Raw genomic sequence first — 20432 nt, 5'->3', positions numbered from 1 at the left:
GGGGTCAGGCGTGGTGCATCGCCCGGATCACCGGCCTTGCCAGGGTCGGCCATCCTCTCAGGATAGGCAACAGACCCCGCATCATCCAGGGTGTGCGCAAGACCAGCCTCGCCGCCCGGCAGACAACCTGCCGCCGTCCCACCTCGCGGCGGTGGGCTTCAGCCCAGGCCCGCTCGGCCGTCGAGGGGTCTCCGCAGGCCAGGATCTCGGCCAATTTCAGGGCCCCAGCCAGCGCCCAGGCCATGCCCTCGCCGGTGAATGGCTCGACGTAGCCGGCGGCGTCCCCCACCCGGAAGACGCCCCCTTCGGCCAACTTATGCGCCGTCCGGGTCAGCGCGGGCGTCCCCTTCCAGGCGAGCGATTCCACCCCGGGGACCGGCGGCAGGCCGGCCGTCGCCAGGATCTCGGCCGCCAGCCGACCGATCCCGCCGGCATCCCGGACGGCCTCGGGCCGCATCGCGGCGGCCAGGTCGAGCCGGCCGTCTTCCAGGGCAACCAGCCCCACATACCCATCGGCCCCGCAGGCCATCCAGATCCGATGGGCCGCGTACCCGTCGGGCACCCGAGGGGCCACGCAACCCGCGCCAATCTTGGAACCCGCGGCAAGCCGGTGCCCGCGCCCCCCCGCAGGCCCGCCTCCCTCGGCCAGCGAATCGGCCAGGCCCGTCGCCGAGACCACGAACCGACCTCGAACCCGCCACTCGACGCCGTCGCGCCGCAGCCTGACCCCTCGCCCGCCGTCATCATCCCGCTGGAGCAGTGTCGCCGTCGTCCCAGGCTCGAAGCTCGCCCCCGCGTCCATTGCCGCCTCGATCAAGGCCAGGTCGAATGCCTCACGCGACAGTGCGACGCCCAGCGGATGCCCGATCACGGCACGCCGCCCGCCGCTGGCAAGCTCCATGCTCGTGAGCGGGACCGCCCCCAGGCTGGCCGCAAGGCCGCCCAGACCCGCCAGTTCCAGCACATGCAACGCCCGAGGATTGACGCAGCAGCCGCAGACCTTCGATCGAGGGAACGTCGCCCGGTCGACCAGCAGCACCCGCGCCCCGCGCCTCGCCAGTTCGCGGGCTGTCATCGACCCGGCAGGGCCCGCGCCCACCACCACCGCGTCATAGGAGTCGATGGTCATGCCCGCCGCCCGACCAGCAGGAACCGGCAAGGGAAGCGCGGGGTCACGTCCGCCTCGGGCCAGCCCGCCAATCGGGCCAACTCCCTGACTTCTTCGCAGGTGAACGCCCCCTCGACCGACAATGGACCATCGACATGCGCCACCTTAGACCGCGACAGGATCCGGATTCCCGCATAGGCCAGCAGCCAGCCCACGGGAGATCGCAGCAGGTCGTCCACCAGCACCAGCTCGCCCGCCTGGCGCATCCGCCTCAGCAGTTCGATCGCCTCGGGCTCGTCCAGGTGATGCAGGAAGAGCGACGAGGTCAGCACGTCGTACCCCTCGGGCAGCGGGTCGGCCAGCACGTCATGCCGGAAGAACCGGACCGCCGCGCCGGCGTTCAACGCGTGCGCCGAGGCGTGGTCCACGGCCAGGTCGCTCATGTCGCACCCGGCGATCTCCAGGGCGACCCCCGCCTTCCGGGCCCGCTTCCAGAGCCGGACCGGGAAGTCTCCGCCGCCGGTCGCCAGGTCCAGCACGCGGACCGGCCGCGAGTCGCCCTTGCGCCGCCGCTCCTCGGAGAACGCCCGGATCAGGGGCCAGACCGCCCGGACCCCGGCGCTCAGCCCGTTCACCCGCCGCAAGGCCTCCAGCGCCTCGCGATGCGCCGCGCCGTCCAGCCCCGGCTGATCCATCACCTCCGGCGTCCTGTGCCGGGTCCTCAAATCGCTCACAAGGCCCATCCCACCCCCAAGGCCAATCTCACCGCTCCGTAAACCGACGCCCGACGCACCGCTAGTTCTAAGCGCGGCGGGCATCGGCGTCGAGCATGACCTCACCTCGGCCGGCAGTCGCACGGCCAGGGCACCTCATCGCCGGGCGTGGCCATGAGACCGGGACGCTCGACCCGCCCGCATCCGCCGTGGGCCGGCTCCCCATTGACCGGACGCCCCGCGATCGGAGAATCGAGACCTCGCGGAGTGGGCATCGGGTCATCTCGCAGGGACGCTCCTCGACGGCCCCGACCACGTCGGCCGATCTGATCCAAGGGGCAACTCGAGTCCAACATGGCACGCATCTATCTGACCAGCGTCGCGGAAAAGTCGGGCTCCGAGGGCGACGCGAATCTGGTCCCCCTGCGCGTCTTGCAAGCCGCAGCCGCCACCGATCGCCGGCGAGAGCACGAGACGGTCGATGCCCCGGACCGGGCGGATCTGATTCTCTTCTGCGAATCCCATCGCGACGACTCGGCGAGCGGCCCCTACTTCGAACAGATCCGCAGCGACCCGGTCTTCCGCAAGTATCGCGACAAGAGCGTCATCATCTCGGGCATGGATCGGATCGTGCCGCTCATGCCGGGGATCTATGCCTCCATGGAACGCGGATGGCACCGCAGGTCGGTCGCCCGCTCAGGCCCTTACCTCGTCGACTCGAACCCGTTCCTTCGCTACTGCCCGCTCGACCAGATGCCGACCGACGTCGGTTGGCTCGCCTCGTTCATCGGGAGCGCCAAGAACAAGGCCGTTCGCCTGAGGATGCTCCAGCTCCGGGACGATCGGATCCTCCTCGAGGATACCTCAGGCCCGTTCGTGGATGCCATCCGCGCGGGGGATGAGGCTCGATTGAACGAGATGAAGCGGTATTACGTCGAGATGACGCTTGCCAGCAAGTTCAGCCTCTGCCCTCGGGGGACGGGGTCGTCGAGCTTCCGGGTCTTCGAGTCGCTCGAGATGGGGCGGGCCCCGATCATCGTCTCGGATGCATGGGTCGAGCCCGATGGGATCGACTGGGGTCGATGCTCGTTGCGCATCCGCGAGGATCAGATCGACCGCATCCCGGCCATCCTCCGCGAGCGCGAGGCGGACGCCGTCGCGATGGGCAAGGCGGCCCGTCAGGCCTGGGAAGACAACTTCGGGCCCGACCAGATGTTCCATTGGATCGCCTCTCAAGCCCTGCTCCTTCAGGAGACGGGCCCCATCTCCAGAAGGGTCGACTCCTCCCTCGCCTGGCTCCAGTTCGCTCGGCCTTATCACCTGAAACGGCTCCTGAAGCAGACCAAGTCGAAGGGTGCCCGCCTCCTCGGCCTTCGAAAGTGAACGCGGTGGGCCGCGAGCAATCGTCCGAGACCGCGATGCCCCGGGGCCGATTGGCTCTCGGCAGCGGTCCGGACCCGGCTTGATGCGGCGGCCCGCATCCTGAACGCGAACCCCAAGGCCAGCGGGCCCGGCGATGCCGTCCTCATCGGCCGGGCACGTCCCACCTGCGGAATTCACGCAGAACGACCCGTTGACTTCTACGGGACGGACAGTACCATACGATCCGCTGCTACGCCTCTTCCCGTAGGAGACGACGATGGCCGATCCCACCCCCACTTCGCGGGAGCTGGAGGCGCTCAAGGTCCTCTGGGCCCGCGGCCCTTGCACCGTCCGCGAAGTCTATAACCAGCTCGAGCCCGGCGAGGGGGGCATGGCCTACACCACGGCGCTCAGCCTGCTCCAGACCATGGAGCAGAAGGGGCTCGTCGGCCACGAGCCCGCCGGCAAGGCCTACGCCTACTTCGCCAAGGTCCGCCGCGACAGCGTCTTCCGCAGCCTGGCCGGAGGGTTCCTCGACCAGGTCTTCGACGGCGCCATGGGCGAGTACGTCGCCCGCGCCCTCCAGTCGCGCAAGCCCTCGCTCGCCGAGCTCGAGGAGATCGAGGCCCTGATCGCCGAGGCCAAGAAACAGGCCCAGGCGCGAGGAGAGAAGGGGGGATCTCGATGATCGGCCCCTTCGAAACCCCCTGGCCATCGGCGCTCGACTGGTACGCCGCCGCGACCGTCGTCCTCCTCGCCGCCTGCCTCGCCTCGGCCGCAATCCGTCAGCCCGCCCGCCGCCTGGCCGTTGCCCGCGCCGCCCTGCTCGGCCTCTTCGGCCTGCTGGCGTTCGCCATGCTGCCGTCGTGGCCGAGGGCCAACGTCCTGCCACCCCGGGCCGGGCCTACCGCCACAGCATTGTCAATCGCTCATGCCGGCATAGATCAGATGCATCCGGTCGAACGACCGACGATTAGCCGCATCACGAAGGCCGATCGACGCCCCGAGCCCTCCACGGCCGAGCCTTCTCGCCGCCCCTCGACCGCCCCCATGTCCCCCGCCACATTGTCCCGGTCGCAAATCATCAGGGCCGCACTCCTGGCCGGTTTCGTCCTGATGCTGGCCTGGCTCGCGCTCGGGGCCTGCCGCGTCACGACGCTCAGGCGCCGGGCCAGACCGGCCCCTGAGCACGCCCGCGAGGCCCTCGCAAGGATCGTTGGCGACTTTGGCCCAGCGCCCCGCCTTCTCATCAGCGAATCGTTGCATCAACCGCTGGCCATGGGGCTTGCCCGCCCCACCATCATCCTCCCGGCCAACCTCGCCGAGGGAGCCCCCGAGTCCCGCCTGGACGCCGCGCTCGCCCACGAGTGGGCCCACATCCGCAACCGCGACCTCTGGTTGGTCGCCCTGCTGCGTCTCCTGCTGCCGATCCTCTACCTGCACCCCGCCTACTGGTGGCTCCGCCGCCGCATCCGGGACGACCAGGAAGCACTCGCCGACGCCGCCGCGGCCGAACTCAACGGCCGCCTCCCCTACGCCGAGGCCCTCCTCGCCTGGTCTCAGCACTCTCCCGCCTACCCGCGTGCCGCCGGAGGCGCGCTCGCCCTGTTCGAGCGTCCGTCGCAGCTCAAACGGAGGATTGTCATGCTCCTCGACCTCGATGCCCAGGTCGAATCCGCCTGCCCGCGCAGGTGGAACCTCGCCCTCAACACCGCCGCCACCGCCCTGATTCTGGGCCTCGCCTCGCTCACCCTGAGCCCCGCCAATGCGGGGCCTCCCCAGCAACCGGCGACGGCCGAATCCCCAAAAGCATCCATTCGCGTTGATTCCAAACTCGGGAGGGTGGTCGACCCCGACGGCAGGCCCGTCGCCGGCGCCAGGGTCTACGGAGAGCCCGACGAGGACAGGAAGATCGGCCGGTCCTATGCTCTCACTCTCGTCGCGACCACCGGCCCCGACGGCACGTTCCGGCCCCCCGCCGGGCCCGCCCACAAGCCGGGTTCAGATAAGCCCGAGAAGCGGATGCTCGCCGCCATGGCCGAGGGCTTTGGCCCCGCCTTCGCCGATTCGGCCGGCGAGGCCGTCCTGAAATTCGCCGTGGACGACGTCCCCATCGTCGGCCGGGTGCTCGACAGCAAGGGTCGACCGGTGGCCGGCGCCACTGCCGAACTCGTCGGAATCCGCTGGTCCCCGAAGGGCAATCTCGACGACTGGCTACGCGCGATCCAAGCCGGCGGCGAGGCATTGACCGCCCAGGACGGGCTGATGAACTGGTGGTCTGGATTCGACTTCACGTCCCTCTATCCCCCGGCCGTCGCCGATGGCAAGGGCCTATTCACGCTTCGAGGAATCGGCCGAGAGCGGATCGCGACGCTCCTGATCCGCGGCCCAGGGATCGCGACCGAATCCATCTTCGTCGTGACTCGACCCATGGTGCCGCTGCGGACTCAAGACCCTGCGAACGGACCTCCCGCTCCCGCCGACGTCTACCATGGATCCACCTTCGACCTGATCACAGACCCGGGCATCGAGGCCGTGGGGATCGTCACCGACGCCGACACCGGCAAGCTGATCCCGGGTGCCCGAGTCGAGACCGCCGGGTTCCTCGGCAACCCGCTCCGCAACCTCTCGACCACGGCCGATGCCCAGGGCCGATATCGCCTCGCGGGCATCGCCCCGAGAGACAACTTCGGCCAGAACCAGACTCTTCTCTCTAGCCTCGATGGCGGGTTGCCCTATCTCCAGTCAGCCAGAGGACTGGGAAAGACCGATGGTGTCTCCACAGTCTTCATCGACTTCCAGCTCAAGCGAGGGGTCCGGCTCACCGGCCAGGTCTTCGACAGGGCGACCGGCGCGGGAGTGAGTGCCGGCCTGAGCTACGTCATCCCGCTCAGTAATCCGCACCTGAAAACCTATCCGCGCTACGACATTTACCGCCTCTGGCCCCAATTCACGACCGACGACGACGGCCGCTTCAACCTGGTCGTCATGCCCGGGCCAGGAGTTGTCGGCGCGCGGGCCTGGAAGGATGATTGGCGGATGGGCGTGGGCTTCGAGTCCCTCCCGGAGGCGAAGCACGACTCGGGCCCGAGACAACGCTGGATCGACGGTCAGCCGGAAACCCTCGCGGCGTTGAACGCCAATACGCTCATCGCCATCGATCCCAAAGAAGGTGAGGCCGCGATTTCCCGCGACATCCCGCTCGAACGCATCAAGCCCGCGAAAGCGGAAGACCTCGCCCCACTCGGCCAGCCCGCCGCCGATCCCAGGCCGAACGCGACGACCGAACCCGACGCCAGGCTCGGGCCGATCCTCGACGAATGGCAACGCCGGTCGTCTGCGGTGACGAGCCTGGACGTCCAGTTTTCCGGAAAGCACCGACCCCCGAATCTGGTCGAGGATGAGCCCTTCACCGGACGGTCCATTCTCAAGAAGGGAGCAAGCACGGTCTTCGAGATCGTGGAACTCGCCCGGCGAGGCAGAGGTCCCATGACGAACCGAGTCGTCTGGACCGACGACGAGTTACATCAGATCCGAACCGAGGCAAAAATCCACCATGTCTGGCCAATCGTGCTGAAAGACCGGGGCCGTCTCCCGGCGGAACTCGCCTTGCCGTTCTTCTGGAATCTGAGCGTCGAAGGAGTGTTATCCAAGTATCACGTGACACTCATAAAGGAGGAGGCCGAGTTCTGGATCCTCAGCTTCACCCCGCGCAACGACAAAGGCCGGCTCACGTTCTCAAGGGCGGTCCTCAAACTCGATCGAGCGACTTTTCTGCCTCAGGCCTACCTCCTTTACGACGCCCAGGGCGGCTGGCGCGAGTACGCCGTGACGGAGATCCAGCCCAACCAGCCGATCCCCGAGGAGGACTTTCAGGTCCCCCTCGACGACGAACCGGAGTTCCGCCGGCTCGATACCTCCGGGCCGCAGAGATGGCCACTCCGTTGGTTCAAGCTGGATCTCCTTCCCTGATTGCTTCTACCGTCCGGCCGCACCGGCGAGCGCCCCGACCTCGCCCTTCACACCCTTTCCAAAGGCGCTTGCGGCGATCTCGAACGACCTGAGCCGTGCCTCGTGGTCGAACATCTGGGCGGTGATCATCAGCTCGTCGGCCCCGGTGGCGGCGATCAGGGCTTTCAGACCGTCTCGGACCTCGTCTGGGTCGCCGACGACGGAGACGCGGGTCATGCGGTCGACGTGGGATTTCTCGGGGGCGTTCCAGCGGCCTTCCATCGTGGGGACGGGGGCGGCAACTTCCCTGGGGGTTCCTCGCACGAGGTTCAGGAAGAGCTGCTGCAAGGTCGTGAACTGGCGGCGGGCTTCGTCGCCGGTATCGGCGGCGAAGACGTTCACGCCCACCATTGCGTGGGGCTTGGCCAGGGAAGCCGAGGGCCGGAAGTTGGCTCGGTAGAGGTCGAGCGCCTGGTACAGGGAGTCGGGCGCGAAGTGCGAGGCGAAGGCGTAGGGGAGGCCCAGCTCGGCGGCCAGGGCCGCGCCGAAATCGCTGGAACCGAGGATCCAGAGGGGGACGTTCAGGCCCTCGCCGGGGATCGCCCGCACGAGCTGGCCGGGCCTGGCCGGCTGGAAGTAGGATCGCAGCTCGACCACGTCCTGCGGGAACGTGTCAGTGCTCCCGCGCAAGGTCCTGCGCAACGCCTTCGCCGTCACCTGGTCGCCGCCGGGGGCACGGCCCAGGCCCAGGTCGATGCGGCCCGGGTACAGGGCTTCGAGCGTGCCGAACTGCTCGGCAATCAGCAGGGGGGCATGGTTGGGCAGCATGATCCCGCCGGCGCCCACGCGGATGGTCGACGTCCCGCCGGCGATGTGACCGATCACCACCGATGTCGCCGCGCTGGCCACCCCTGCGATGTTATGATGTTCGGCCACCCAGTAACGTCGATAGCCCCAGCGTTCAGCATGCTGCGCCAGGTCCAGGGCCTTGCCCAGGGCCTCGCCGGCCGTCCCACCCTGACGGATCGGCACGAGGTCAAGCAGCGAGAACGGGGTTTTCTCGAGGTCGCTCATGGGATCTCCTCCGGCCTTGCCGTGCCAACCGACGGGCCGGATGCTAGAATGAATTGCAACGGCCGACACGCCGGAACCCGTTGGGACCTTGCGTCGATCGATCTTCGATGAACATCGAACTTCATTCTAGGCCCGTTCGCCCATGAAGCAACTGCGTCACCCCAAGGCGGACGAGATCACCCTGGCCGGAGTGCTCGCGGCCCTGAGCGATCCGGTGCGTCTGACCATCGTCCGGACGCTCGAAGCTGCCCCGGGCGAGCACCCCTGGGGCGACCTGGACGTGGGCCTGGCGGCCTCGACCCTGAGCCATCACTTGAAAACCCTGCGCCAGGCCGGCCTGATCCGTCACCGGAAGCACGGGACACGCTGCTACGTCGCGCTCAATCCCGACTTCGACCGGGTCTTCCCCGGCCTCCTCGCCTGCGTCCTGCGGCTCGCCGACGACCAGAACTCGCTGCCCCCGTCCGACTCCCCCTGAACGGGAGACGGGCCGACGACCGGTCTGTCAGTAGGCAACCTGGTCGGGCAGGGCATCGGTGTGAATCCTTGCTTGAGGCATGCTTCGTGCGCGTGGAGCGTCCACGAAGCTCCCGAGGCCTCAATCGCTCGCTCCTGGCCGGACGTCAAACCGCACCCCCGGGGGGATCACCCGATCGGCGGAGCGGTGGATCGGATCCGCCTAACCGACCGGCCCCCATGTAGCGGTGGGGCCGGCCGGCGGGGACGGGTCAGCGGCGGACGTTGGGCAGCAGGTCGACGCGGAAGTCGGTGCCGGGCTGGCCTGCCCCGGGGCTGTTCAGGGCCTGGCCGGTCAGGTCGGTGAGGTGGCCGTCGGTGCCCAGCACCTGGAGTCGCAACGCCTGATTGGACTTGGTCCGGGTGCGCAAGGTGACGAGCGCCGTGTTGGTCGCGGCGTTGTAAGTCACGCTCGCCACGGGCACGGCCTTGTCGGCGGTCCCGGTCACCCGTCCCCCCTTGCGTGCGACGGCGACTCGCCCGGGGATGGCCACCCTGTAATTGGCCGGATTCGAGGCCGAGGCCGAGTCGACCATCCGGTCGAACGAGACCAGGATCGCCCCGTTGCCCCGGCGCGTGCCCAGGGTCGTCACGCCCGTGACCCTCGGACCCGACCGCGTGCTGGTCGCCGTCAGCGGGGCCGCGATCGTGTAGGGGGTCGCCACCGTGTAGGACGCCGAGCCCGCCGCCGTGGTGGCCGGGGTGCCGGTCGCCGCGGCCGTCGTATTTCCCGCCGCGGTCGGCGTGCCGTAGACGACCGTCGCGCCGGCCGTGGCCGTCGCGGTGGGAGTGATGCCGGGTGCCACTGGGTTCGACACCTCGCCGCGCGGGTCGGCCGCCGGGCTCCCGGGCGTGGACCCCGTCGCCGTGCCGCCGGACCCGGTCCCTGTCCCGGAACCGGTGCTCGGCGTGGTCGTGCCCGTTCCCGGGTTCGACGGAGTGCTGGTCGGCGTGCCCGATCCTGGCGTCGTCGAAGGCCTGGACGGGACGACGACCGGAGTGGAGACGGGGACGTCGGCGTTGCCGTCGTTGGCCCCGCCTCGCAGGTTCAGGGTGGCCGTCGGGTAGGAGATCGACAGGCCGCCCAGCGGGCTGGTCAGCAAGAGCCTGGCCGTCTTCAGGCCGGCGAACGAGCCTCGCTTGATGAGCGGGACGGTCACCGTGGCGGTCGAGACGCCGGGCGCGAAGGTCACGGTGCCGGCCGTGGCCTTGAAGTCGACCCCGGCGCGGGCGGTGCCGTCCTGCACACTGAACTGGACGGTCGCGGGCAGGGTGAGCGGGCCGGTGCGGGTCAGGGTCACCACCGCCTGGCCGGTCCCCTGCCGGGCGCTGAAGGCCCAGGAGGAGAAGCCCACCTGCGAGGCCGCGGTGAACGGCCCGTCGCTGACATAGAGGTTCACGCCCGAGGCCGCCGCCGGACCCAGGTCGCCGGCCCCGCTCAGGAAGAAGAGCCACTGGCCGTTGGGGCTGAATAGCGGAGAGCCGTTGAAGCCGCCGCTGGCCTTGCCGTCGGGCGTCCGGCTGACGAGCACGGTGGTGCCGCCCGTCAGGTCTCGCACGTACAAGTTATTGGTGAACGCCACCGCGCCGGCCGCCGCCGTGTTGGGAGGATTGGCCGTCAGGTCGAGCGTGCTGCCGCGGAAGGCCAGCTTGGTGCCGTCGGGGCTGAACGCCAGGTCGCCGAACGACCCGTAGGCGCGCTCGCCGTCGGGCGTGGCGCTGATGAGCGTGGTCGTGCCGGCGGCCAGGTCGCGGACGTAGACGCCGCCCGCGTCGTCGAAGGTCGGGGTCGGGGTGCCGGTGTCGGGCAGGATCTCGGCAGGGTTGGCGGTCAGGTCGGTTCCCGTGCTGACATAGGCGAGCTTGGACCCGTCGGGGCTGAAGATCAGGGCCCCCACCCGGCCCGTCGACGCCGCGCCCGCCTGATTCGGGCTGGCCAGGCTGGCGGCGCCCGTGGCCAGGTCGACCACATAGGCGTTGCCCGCGGCCACGGCGACCGTCGCCGGGTACTGCATCGTCGTGATCTGGCCCGCGGGCGAGCCCCCCTTCCCGGGGGTCGCCGAGCCCAGGAACGCGAGCTTCGCGCCGTCGGGGCTGAACGAGAGGGCCGTCATCGAGGCCACGCCCGCCGTCGGGCCCACGCCCCGGTTGGCCCCGGTGGCCACGTCGTGCAGCACCACCGACGAGATTCCGCCGATGGTCTGGACGAAGGCCAGGGTCTTGCCGTCGGGGCTGAACGCGGGGCTGGAGACCCCGCCCGAGGCCAGATGGCCGTCGGCCGAGGCGCTCGCCAGGCTCGTCTTGCCCGAAGCCAGGTCGCTGACGAACAGGTTGACCACGGGGGCCGCCGCCGTCGAGGCAGCCGCGCCCGCCGCGGGCTTGGCGGCGGTCAGGTCGACCGAGGCGCTGGCAAATGCCAGCGACTTCCCGTCCGCACTGAACGTAAGCTGCGCCGCTGGCGCGTAGCCAAGCGGCCCGTCGATCGCGGAGAGCGTCCCGCCCTGCGTCAGGCTGACCGCTTTCGTCGTCCCGGCCAACAGGTCGCGCACGTAGACGTACGCGGGCCGAGGGCCGGCGAGGGTCGTCGCGGGGGGAGCCGCCGGGGTCGAGGTTTGCGAGGCGACCGCGGCGGGATCCTTGCTGGTCGTGGCCGAGGCGGGATCGACCGCGGCGGAATCTTCGGACTTGGGGGTCGCAGCCGACGCCGCCAGGGCCGCGGCGGCGGCGGCCGCGTCCGCCTTGGCGGCGTTGGCCGCGATGACGGCGGGGTCGAGATTGGTCGAGGTGTCGACCCAGGCCAGGTAGCGGCCGTCGGCGCTGAAGGCGTATTCGCCGGTGGCGCCGCCGTCGGCGGGCTTGCCGTCGGGGGTCGCATCAAGGAGGGTCGAGGTGTTGGCGGACAGGTCGCGGACGTAGAGGAGGTTGCCCGCCGCGCCGGCGGCCGTCCCGGGCGCCGCGACGCCGCTCAGGTTGCCCGCCTGGCTCAGGAACGCGACGAACCGGCCGTCGCGGCTGATCGACGAGCCTGACGAGCCGCCGGAGCCAGTCGCCTTGCCATCGGGGGTCACGCTAACCCCGCGGGTCGAGCCCGAGACCAGGTCGCGGACGAAGACGTCGAAGTCTCCGTTCGAGTCGGCCAGGCCGGTGACCAGGTCGGTCGCGCGGCTCTCGAAGACGAGCGCCTTGCCGTCGGCGCTCACGTGCGAGGTGGCCAATCCGGCGGTGCCCTCGCTGAAGAACGAGGCGCCATTGCCCGAGGCCGTCCCCGCGGCGTTCTGGCTCACCAGGCCGATCGACAGCAGCGTCCGGGCCTCGACCGTCTCCAGCGTCGGCGTCACCCGCCTCGAACGCGAAGGGCCGCCGCGCGGCGGGGCCTGCCTGGCTCGCCCGGCCGAGGGCGTCTGTTCGGCCTTGGACGCCTGTTCGGCCTTGGCGGCGGGATCGGACGCGGGCGACGACGACGGATTGATGCGGTTGGCGTCCATCCTTGGACTCCTTCCTTTCGGGGCGAAATGAGGGAGTCGGACCTGGCCAGCGGGGCCATCCGGCTCGGGGTCGACGCCCTACTCACGGCCAATCAAAGGCCCGGGGAGGACGCTTCGCCGACGACCCTCGGCGATCGACGTGGGGGGCCAGGAATCATCGAAACGCCCGAATCTGTCAAGATCGATCCCGCGGAGGGCCGCCGCCCACTCCGTTCACTCGCCCCAAATCCGCACAAATCGCGCTCGGTTTGTTGAGACTCGCACGGCCCGCGTGCTAGTCTCAAACGAGAGCGGGGCGATGACGCCCCATCGTCGAATGAACCCGGGCATTCCCGGCGACCAGGTGCGGGCCGACCCGATGTTCCTCGTCTCTTTTTACTTCATGAAGTTGATCTTCTTCTTCAGCCTGGTGCGGGCGCAGGCCAAGTTCGACTTCCTGTCGGACCGCTATTTCATGCTCGGCATCCTCTATGTCGCGGGAATCGCCTTCCTCAGCGGCGTCTTCATCATGATGCCGCAGCCCACGCCCGACTGGACGCTCTGGCAGACCTGGCTGGGCAAGACGTTCCTGATCGCGACGGTCTATTTCTGGCTCATGTCGCGGTTCTCTGAGAATCTGACGGTCTTCTTTCTTCTCCTGTTCGTCGGCCTCGGCGTCGTATATTACTGAGGCCATGACGCCGACGACGTGAGTCGGCGCAAGGTCATGTGGATTCGGGCAGAGCAGGGGGCGTGGATCCGGATTCGGGCCCGTCCGGTTCCGAATGGAGGGAAGGGGACGACCCGATGGCCATCGTCTTTTTTTGCCAGGGCTGCGGTGCCCGGTTCGACGTCTCGGACGACCTGGCCGGCCGCAAGGCACGCTGCAAGAAGTGTGGCCATGTCGCCGCCGTCCCCCCGGCCAATCCGCACGCCGCCGCCGCCATACTCACCCCGCGCCCGCCCCGCGAGGCCGGTTCGCCCAGGCCGATGCAGACGCCCAGGCCCGCGATGGCCGTCGCCGGGGGCACCGGCCCGACCTGGCTCGACGAGGTCAGCGTCAGCGTGGGGCTCGCCCCCATCACCGCCGAGAACCTCAAGCCGGTCAGGATGAAGGCGGCCGGCCCACTGGACAACTTCAACGACGACGACGGCCCCGACCACTACGAGCTCGCCTCGCCCGGGCGCAAGGCGGGCAAGGCGCCGCCCCGACTCGCCGGCAAGCCCGTGGGGCGCCTCACGCGGGCCTGGCGATCGCTGGTTCGCACGGGCCAGAAGCCGCTGCGATTCATCAACGACACCACGTATTTCCTCTCCATCCCGTTCCTGATGATGATCTTGCTGGGCGCAATCATCCACAGCCGTCCGCTGGCGCTGCTGGGTGCCACCGCCGTCGTCCTGCTCAACGCGGGCCGGCTGGCAAGCGGCCTGGCCAACCTAATGCTCATCCCGTTCAAGGATGGGATCCCCCAGGGGGTCGCCTTCCTGTTCCCGCCCTTCGGCCTCTATTACCTGGCCCGCAACTACCATCGCCTGCACAAGCCCATCAAGCGCGTGGCCGAGCCCCTGCTCACCGTCGGCCTCGTCTTCCTCGCCTTCGCACTCATCCCGGGCCTGGGCCGGGCCGGCGCACCGGCCGACGCGGGGATTGCGGGCCGCATGAAGGCCGGCGCCGCGGCGCTCAAGCGGGACATGGTGGACGAGGTCTCCCGCGTCCGCTCCGAGGGCCTCAAGGCCGTCGGCAAGGAAGCCCTCGGAGAACTCAGCCGCAACAGCCGACGGAGCGCCCCCGCGCCAGACCCCGCCGGGGCCGGCCAACCTTGACCCGCCCCTTGAGATCCCTCGAACACTGAACCGGCTCTCCCAGACGTCCGGAGCAAGGCCCCCATGGACGCCAGACAAACGGACGCAGCGAGCGACCCGTCCGAAACCGTCGACCTGCACCTGGACCCCCGGGTCGATGTCATCGACCTGGAGCCGACCGTGAGCGCCGGCCCCGCCGTCGGCGCCGACGACATCCTTCCCTCGCAGCCGAGCGGGGCCGCCGTCGAGCTGGTCCGCGGGGGCGCCGCCAGCCTCACCACCGAGACCGACGACCTCCGCAGGTCGAGGCTCGCCTCGGCCGCCGTCTTCCTGGCCATCCTCTTCGCCTCGCTCCTGCTCTGGTCCATCCCCTCGATCACCGTCGACGTCTGGCTCAGGCCGGTTTCCATGCTGGCCCGCTTCCTCATCGCCGCCGGCGTCGCCGCGTACCTGATGGGCAAGGGTCCGCTGACCCACACCCAGGTCCGGGGCGCCGAGCTGGTCCTCTTCGGCGGGATCACCCTGGTCCTCGCCCTCGCCGAGTACTTCGTCGGACTCGAATATATCCGCGCCCATGATCCCTCGGGCGCCATCACGTATGACAAGAATGGACTCTTCCAGCTCGTCTACCTGATGGTCATCTACGGGATGTTCCTGCCGAACGACGCCAAGGGGGCCGCCAAGGTCATCCTGACGATGGCCATCGTGCCGATGTTCGCGGTGGTCGCACTTCTGGAGCATCCCGAGGCCGCCGAGATGGTCCACCAGCTCAAGACCGCCTCGCACGCGGGCTCCAACGTCATGTTCCTCGTCGTCGGGGCCGCGCTGTCCATCTACGGCGCCCACGTCCTGAACGGGCTACGCAAGGAATTGCACCAGGCACGCCGCTTCGGCCAGTATCAGCTCATGAGCAAGCTGGGCTCCGGCGGCATGGGCGAGGTCTACCTGGCCGAGCATCAGTTGCTGAAGCGCCCCTGCGCATTGAAGCTCATCCGCGAGGGCGCCGGTGTCACGCCGCTGGCCCGCGCCCGCTTCGAGCGCGAGGTCCGCTCGGCCGCACGCCTCTCGCATCCGAATTCCATCGAAGTGTACGACTACGGCAGGGCCGACGACGGCACCTTCTATTATGTGATGGAATACCTCCCCGGGATGAGCCTGGGCGAACTCGTCGAGGCCCACGGCCCGCTCCCCCCCGGCCGCGTCGTCTACCTGCTGCGCCAGGCCTGCGCCGGGCTGGCCGAGGCCCACGCCCTGGGCCTGATCCACCGCGACCTCAAGCCGGGCAACCTCTTCGTCGCCCTGCGCGGCGGCGAGTCCGACGTCGCCAAGATCCTCGACTTCGGCCTCGTCAAGCGCACCCGCGAGAACGGCGAAGACCCCGAGTTGACCGCCGATCAGTCCGTCAGCGGCACCCCCACCTACATGGCCCCCGAGCAGGCCCTGGGCCGCCACGACCTCGACTCGCGCCTGGATATCTACGCCCTCGGTGCCGTCGCCTACTTCGCCCTGACCGGCCGACCCCCGTTCACGGGCTCGAACGCCATGGCGATCATGATCGCCCACGCCAGGGACCCCGTCGTCCCCCCCAGCCGCTACGTCGCGGGAATTCCCGCTGACCTGGAGCAAGTCATCCTCACCTGCCTGGCCAAGGACCGGGGCGACCGCTACCCCAACGTCAAGGCCCTGGGAGCCGCCCTCGCCGCCTGCACCTGCGCCGCCGATTGGTCCCTCGACCGCGCCGATCTCTGGTGGCAAGACCAGGGCCCCCCCATCGCCCACCCCCACCACCTGCCCGAGACCCAGGCCGAAACCGCCCCCGCCTGAGCACCGCCCCGACATCCCTCCGCCTTGCCCGGCCCGCTGGCCGTCCGCGCAGGAATAAGACGCATTCCTTGATCGATGCGTATTCGAATGCGTCAAGTTGACGGCGACCAACCTCGCAACCCGGGGCCACCCTCGCCCCGGGTTGCGTCAGACCATGGGGCAAATCAAGGGCCGCCAATTCCCTTGAAAATGACCGGGCATCGGGTCTGCGCAGTGCGCCTGCCATCGATCCATCTCAGGGGCGGGCCTGGTCCACCACGCGGGCGATGGCCTCGTCGAAGAATCGCGTGAGCACGCGCCAGGCGTCGGCCTCCTCGATGGTCTTGGGGTCGAGCCCCATCTCCACCGTCAACGCCTCAAGCTTCGGCATCTCGCTCACGTCGGATCCATTCATCGCAATTTTCCCGTCGCGGTCGATGACCACCACCGTCGGGTAGCCGCGAACCCCGTAACGCTCGGCCGTCACGCCGCTCTTGTCGAGCCCCGGTTCGTTCTCCTTGCGGCCGGCGTCGAACCCGAAGACGAGCGATGCGCCGCAATGCTCAAGCACCTGGCGGACCATCGACTCCGTGTCGCCCGGCGTGTGCAGCGTGATGAACACGACGCCCTTGGGCTCATATTTCTGGCGCAGCGTCTCCATCGCCTTCAACTGCTCGATGCAGCCCCTGCACCAGCGACCCCAGAAGTCGAGCACGACCACCTTGCCACGGTAATCGGCCAGCGTCCGAGCCTTGCCGTCGGACCAGCCCTCCGCCGCCCATTCCGGCGCCGGCGTTCCGACCGCCAGCGGCGGAGTCGCCTTGCCGACGTTTATGACTCCCGTAAGCGTGAAGGGAGTCTCGGGCAAAGGCTTCATCGTGATCACAACCTCCTCGCCCACTCCATCAGGCTCGGCCAGGTACTTGCCTGTGGAATCGAAATCGCCATAGGTGACACGAAGATCCACCATCCCTTTCTTGAGGCCTCGGGCCGTGAACCGACCCGAGTCGTCCGTCCTCGTGAATTGGAGGCGATCCGCATACGATTCCCACCCCTCGATCCAGGCCCCGACCAGTGGGCTGCCATCGGAACCGACCACCCTCCCGCGCACCGTGGCCTCGGGCTCCAGCAGGATCGACTCGACCGATAAGCGGCGGCCCGCCGGCGGATCGAAGGGGAACGTCGGAAAATCGACACCGGCAAACCCTTCTTTCGTCACGACGATGGAGGCCGAGGTGAGTTCGTTCGTCAAGAAATGCTTCTTCGGGATCGAGCCGATCACGTAACCCCCGTCCCGGTCGGTCTTCGCGGTGTGAGCGGCGTTGTCCGACATCCAACTTTCCCCGGTCTTTTTGACGAGGACCAGATCGACGCGAGCCCCCTCGATGGGTTTGCCCGAGGTGTCCACGACCCGGCCGGCGAGTTCACCCATCGCGACGTGCTCGGTGGTGGGGAGATTGACCTGAACACTCAGCCTGCCCCCTTCGAGGGTGGGCCTGGCCAACCCGGCCGCCGACACGGTTGCCTCCTTCCCGGACGCGTCGGTCAAGCGGAAGTGGCCCGGCTTGTCGCCAACCTCGGCAACCGCCCTGACCGCATCGGGGCAGAAGCCCGTCGCCCATTCAATCTCGATGTGGGCGGACTCGGGAACGGACCACGACAGGGCGAGCGTCACCATGGCCTTTCCCCCCTCGGTGGGCAACGTCTGGAGCACGCGCCCCTTCGCATCGACTTCACCCACAATTGGCCAGAACTCGGAGCCCTCGACATTGGCGGCGGAGCCCCCCGCAATCGGCCCTGGGACGGGTCGCGCTGCCATATGGAATTCCCAGACGGTCCCACGCCGCACCACGTAGTCCTTCCGATGCAAGGGCTTGGTGGGCGAAAGTGCAATAAACACGGGATTGGTAGATGAAACTGCGATGAGCTCCGAATTCTTCTGCGGCGAGGGCAACCAGTACCCGGGCGGCGGTCGCAGCGATAAGGGCATGATGTTGCCACGCGGCAGATCGACGGCGAACTGGCCATCGGCACCGCTTTGGCCGGAGACCAGATTCTCCCGGTACAGACCTCCCATCTTCACGCTCACCTTCGCCCCCGCGACAGGCTCGCCCGTCCCCTCGACCCGCACCGAGCCGACCATCTTGTAGGCGGCTTCCACCTGCTTCGTCGGTGCGGGAGGGGCTTGCCTCCGCTTGACGACTCGCACGGCGGTTTGTCGCGCCTCGGGTCTGGCGGGCTTTGCGTCGGCGTTTTGCCAGGCCAACACTCCCGCCCCGATCGCCAGGGGGATCAGCCAGACGAGGGCGATCTTGAGTCGAGCCATGTTCATAAGAATGAGGACCTCACGAGCCAGCAGGGCCGCGGAACTCGGGGCGAAACGCGCGGCCAGCATCCCGGCGGCCGCGAACCGGACGGAGGACTTGACCGCGCCCGCCATCAGAGCCGCCGGCGGGCCTCCCGCCGCGACGAGCAGGCCGGCGGGGTCCAGAATTCCACGGCGTTCGAGCCGGGCACGCAGCCGCTCGCGGGCCCGCTTCAGGCGGATGCTGACGGTGCCCAGCGGGCAACCCAATCGAGCGGCGGCGGCCTCGTAGGTCAGGCCTTGCAGGTCGCAGAGGAGGACCACCTCGCGATACTTCGACGGCAGCCTGTGCACCTCGTCGATCAGCCAGCCGAAGTCACGCTCGGTGCCTCCCGGGGCAGTGTCGCCGGCCGAACGCGCGGCGGCCTCATTCTCGCGGGCTCTCCTACGAGCGGCGTCGGAGCGGGCACGGCGCGAGACCCTGCGGGCCACGCCGAAGAGCCAGCCATCCAGCGAATCGCGATGGCGAACCGTCGCGGCGCGACAGGCGAGGATCAGGAATGTCGCCTGGAATGCGTCATCGGCGTCGGCGCCCTGGCCCACGATCCCGCGGCAAACCCGGTGCACCATCGGCCCGTGCCGCTCGACCAGGGCCTCGAACGCGGGCTCGGCCGAGGCCCCACCTCGATCCAGGAACCGGCCCAGCAACTGAGCGTCCGACAGGGCACCCAGGGCCCCCGAATCCAGCAAGGTCGCCATCGACCTGACGTATCCATCACGCGATCTGCCGACCATCCCAGGCCCCTCCTTGCGTCACGTCACTCACCCCATGGTGACAGGGAAGAGTGCCCGGAGGTACGCCGGCGCTTTCAAGTTTCTCGGGACCGGCACGGAATGCGCAGCGGCCGGGACGCTCGCTGGAATTCCAGGCGGAGAACCGCCATGATCGAGGGCCGCCCGCGCTCCCCCGCCATCGGCCACGTCCTCACAACATCTAGGTACAGGAGACCTTCCCCATGCGGGCCCGATGGATCGCCTTGCTCGTCGCCTTGCTAAGCCCAGCGGCCCACGCCGAAGACATCGTCGTCCGGCCCGCGGCGGCTCCGGGCCCGCTCGACAACCCCCTGAAAGGGTGGTGCCCCTACGCCCGAGGCGCCGTGCGCCAGCCTTATACGATGGTCTACCTCGACGCCTCCTGGAAGGACCTGGAGCCCGAGGAGGGGCGATACGCGTTCGAGGAGTGGGAGCGTAAGTCATGGCAATCGCCGGCCGTCGTCGGCAAGCACGTCGTCTTGCGCATTCATGCCGACTATCCGAGACGGCCCTCGGGCCTGCCAGGCTGGCTCAAGGACAAGGGGGTGAAGCTCACCCCGTACACCGAACACGGCGGCGGCCTCTCGCCCGACTACGACGACCCCCGGATGGTCGACGCCATGCTCAGGCTCATCGCCGCCATGGGCCGCCGCTACGACTCCGACCCGCGCGTCGGGTTCCTTCAGCTCGGCCTGATCGGCTTCTGGGGCGAGTGGCACACCTGGCCCCACGACGAACTCTTCCCCAAGCCGGAAACCCGCCGGAAGGTGATCCAGGCGTACCGCGAGGCCTTCCCCAACAAGCTCCTCATGGCACGCACCGCCGACGAGCCCGCGGGCACGCAGCCCTGGCTCGGGTTCCATGATGACATGTTCCCCGAGGACACCGACGACGGCCACGACTATTCCTTCCTCGCCAAGATCCGCCGCGCAGGCCGGTCGGACAACTGGAAGGTGGCCCCCGTCGGCGGCGAGATGGTCCCGGGCCACGCGCGGGACTGGCTCGGCAAGGGGTTCGACCAGTCCATGACGATGGCCGAGCGGGCCCACTTCTCCTGGGTCGGCCCCTACTCCCCCGCGCAGGACCGGACGCAGGCGCCCGAATTCCGCAAGAACTCTGAGGCCCTCGTCCGCAAGCTCGGCTACCAGTTCCGCCTGACCGAGATCCGCCACCCCGGCCGGGTCGAGCGCGGCGGCAAGCTCCCGCTCGCGATCGAGGGCGAGAACGAAGGGGTCGCCCCCTTCTATTACCCCTGGCCGGTCGACGTGGCCCTGCTCGACGACGCGGGCAAGGTCGTCGCCACACTGCCGCTGAAGGCCGACATCCGCACCTGGCTCCCAGGCGCATTCAAGATCGAAGAATCCACAATCGTCGACGTCCCGCCCGGTCGCTACAGGCTCGCGCTGGGGATCATCAGCCCCCTCGCCGGCAAGCCCGACGTCCGGTTCGCCAACGACCTGCCCGTCGAAGGGGGCCGGGCCGTGCTCTCGACGATCGAGGTGAGCCCAGCCCCCTGACAT

At 69.0% G+C, this 20432-nt stretch carries 13 protein-coding genes; 8 read left to right on the top strand and 5 right to left on the bottom strand.

Features of this window, described 5'->3' with window-relative positions; translation table 11 throughout:
* Positions 1-4 precede the first annotated feature (4 nt).
* Both EP7_RS00990 and EP7_RS00985 read right to left on the bottom strand, forming a co-directional pair.
* Entirely contained in the window at positions 5-1129 is a 1125-nt protein-coding gene (locus EP7_RS00990; RefSeq protein WP_463525683.1) for an NAD(P)/FAD-dependent oxidoreductase, read from the bottom strand.
* Positions 1126-1803 (bottom strand): methyltransferase domain-containing protein, encoded by a 678-nt coding sequence (locus tag EP7_RS00985; protein ID WP_463525682.1) that lies wholly within the window; start codon positions 1801-1803, stop codon positions 1126-1128. Before EP7_RS00985 ends, EP7_RS00990 begins: the two co-directional genes overlap by 4 nt.
* 372 nt (positions 1804-2175) lie before the next feature.
* Between EP7_RS00985 and EP7_RS00980 the strand changes: the two genes are divergently transcribed.
* The 3 genes from EP7_RS00980 to EP7_RS00970 all read left to right on the top strand — a co-directional run bounded on the left by EP7_RS00980 (position 2176) and on the right by EP7_RS00970 (position 7155).
* Complete coding sequence (locus EP7_RS00980) at positions 2176-3204, top strand: exostosin domain-containing protein (protein WP_463525681.1); 1029 nt, start codon at positions 2176-2178, stop codon at positions 3202-3204.
* Positions 3205-3460: 256 nt separating this feature from the next.
* Positions 3461-3871, top strand: a complete 411-nt coding sequence (locus EP7_RS00975) for a BlaI/MecI/CopY family transcriptional regulator (protein WP_463525680.1) — start codon at positions 3461-3463, stop codon at positions 3869-3871.
* Positions 3868-7155: a M56 family metallopeptidase gene (locus EP7_RS00970; protein ID WP_463525679.1), complete on the top strand. Its 3288-nt coding sequence runs from the start codon at positions 3868-3870 to the stop codon at positions 7153-7155. The genes EP7_RS00975 and EP7_RS00970 overlap by 4 nt, the downstream gene beginning before the upstream one ends.
* 6 nt (positions 7156-7161) lie before the next feature.
* Here the strand turns inward: EP7_RS00970 and EP7_RS00965 are convergent, their stop codons facing one another.
* A complete protein-coding gene (locus tag EP7_RS00965) occupies positions 7162-8208 on the bottom strand; it encodes an LLM class flavin-dependent oxidoreductase (RefSeq protein WP_463525678.1) in 1047 nt (348 codons plus the stop codon).
* A 142-nt stretch (positions 8209-8350) separates the two neighbouring features.
* On the opposite strand from EP7_RS00965, the gene EP7_RS00960 reads away from it, so the two are divergent.
* Entirely contained in the window at positions 8351-8686 is a 336-nt protein-coding gene (locus EP7_RS00960) for an ArsR/SmtB family transcription factor (RefSeq protein ID WP_463525677.1), read from the top strand.
* A gap of 250 nt (positions 8687-8936) precedes the next feature.
* On the opposite strand, the gene EP7_RS00955 is transcribed toward EP7_RS00960, so the two are convergent.
* Positions 8937-12209 (bottom strand): Calx-beta domain-containing protein, encoded by a 3273-nt coding sequence (locus tag EP7_RS00955; RefSeq protein ID WP_463525676.1) that lies wholly within the window; start codon positions 12207-12209, stop codon positions 8937-8939.
* A gap of 298 nt (positions 12210-12507) precedes the next feature.
* On the opposite strand from EP7_RS00955, the gene EP7_RS00950 reads away from it, so the two are divergent.
* From EP7_RS00950 to EP7_RS00940, 3 genes are all read left to right on the top strand, one after another.
* Positions 12508-12879, top strand: coding sequence for a hypothetical protein (locus EP7_RS00950; protein ID WP_463525675.1), 372 nt, complete (start codon positions 12508-12510; stop codon positions 12877-12879).
* A gap of 116 nt (positions 12880-12995) precedes the next feature.
* Entirely contained in the window at positions 12996-14012 is a 1017-nt protein-coding gene (locus EP7_RS00945; protein ID WP_463525674.1) for a zinc ribbon domain-containing protein, read from the top strand.
* Between the two features lie 63 nt (positions 14013-14075).
* Positions 14076-15815 (top strand): serine/threonine-protein kinase, encoded by a 1740-nt coding sequence (locus EP7_RS00940; protein ID WP_463525673.1) that lies wholly within the window; start codon positions 14076-14078, stop codon positions 15813-15815.
* Positions 15816-16050: 235 nt separating this feature from the next.
* On the opposite strand, the gene EP7_RS00935 is transcribed toward EP7_RS00940, so the two are convergent.
* Positions 16051-18894 carry a sigma-70 family RNA polymerase sigma factor gene (locus EP7_RS00935; protein ID WP_463525671.1) on the bottom strand — a complete coding sequence of 948 codons (2844 nt, stop codon included), beginning with the start codon at positions 18892-18894 and terminating at the stop codon, positions 16051-16053.
* A 221-nt stretch (positions 18895-19115) separates the two neighbouring features.
* Between EP7_RS00935 and EP7_RS00930 the strand changes: the two genes are divergently transcribed.
* A complete protein-coding gene (locus tag EP7_RS00930; protein WP_463525670.1) occupies positions 19116-20429 on the top strand; it encodes a DUF4832 domain-containing protein in 1314 nt (437 codons plus the stop codon).
* Positions 20430-20432: the final 3 nt, after the last annotated feature.

It is taken from the genome of Isosphaeraceae bacterium EP7 (genome assembly GCA_038400315.1).
Taxonomy (GTDB): domain Bacteria; phylum Planctomycetota; class Planctomycetia; order Isosphaerales; family Isosphaeraceae; genus EP7.
This window is presented reverse-complemented; position numbering and strand designations above follow the sequence as displayed.

Bases quoted from the DNA above. Each gene is read 5' to 3' on its own strand.
- EP7_RS00990 (WP_463525683.1), bottom strand. From the start codon at position 1,129: ATGACCATCGACTCCTATGACGCGGTGGTGGTGGGCGCGGGCCCTGCC.
- EP7_RS00985 (WP_463525682.1), bottom strand. From the start codon at position 1,803: ATGGATCAGCCGGGGCTGGACGGCGCGGCGCATCGCGAGGCGCTGGAG.
- EP7_RS00980 (WP_463525681.1), top strand. From the start codon at position 2,176: ATGGCACGCATCTATCTGACCAGCGTCGCGGAAAAGTCGGGCTCCGAG.
- EP7_RS00975 (WP_463525680.1), top strand. From the start codon at position 3,461: ATGGCCGATCCCACCCCCACTTCGCGGGAGCTGGAGGCGCTCAAGGTC.
- EP7_RS00970 (WP_463525679.1), top strand. From the start codon at position 3,868: ATGATCGGCCCCTTCGAAACCCCCTGGCCATCGGCGCTCGACTGGTAC.
- EP7_RS00965 (WP_463525678.1), bottom strand. From the start codon at position 8,208: ATGAGCGACCTCGAGAAAACCCCGTTCTCGCTGCTTGACCTCGTGCCG.
- EP7_RS00960 (WP_463525677.1), top strand. From the start codon at position 8,351: ATGAAGCAACTGCGTCACCCCAAGGCGGACGAGATCACCCTGGCCGGA.
- EP7_RS00955 (WP_463525676.1), bottom strand. From the start codon at position 12,209: ATGGACGCCAACCGCATCAATCCGTCGTCGTCGCCCGCGTCCGATCCC.
- EP7_RS00950 (WP_463525675.1), top strand. From the start codon at position 12,508: ATGACGCCCCATCGTCGAATGAACCCGGGCATTCCCGGCGACCAGGTG.
- EP7_RS00945 (WP_463525674.1), top strand. From the start codon at position 12,996: ATGGCCATCGTCTTTTTTTGCCAGGGCTGCGGTGCCCGGTTCGACGTC.
- EP7_RS00940 (WP_463525673.1), top strand. From the start codon at position 14,076: ATGGACGCCAGACAAACGGACGCAGCGAGCGACCCGTCCGAAACCGTC.
- EP7_RS00935 (WP_463525671.1), bottom strand. From the start codon at position 18,894: ATGGTCGGCAGATCGCGTGATGGATACGTCAGGTCGATGGCGACCTTG.
- EP7_RS00930 (WP_463525670.1), top strand. From the start codon at position 19,116: ATGCGGGCCCGATGGATCGCCTTGCTCGTCGCCTTGCTAAGCCCAGCG.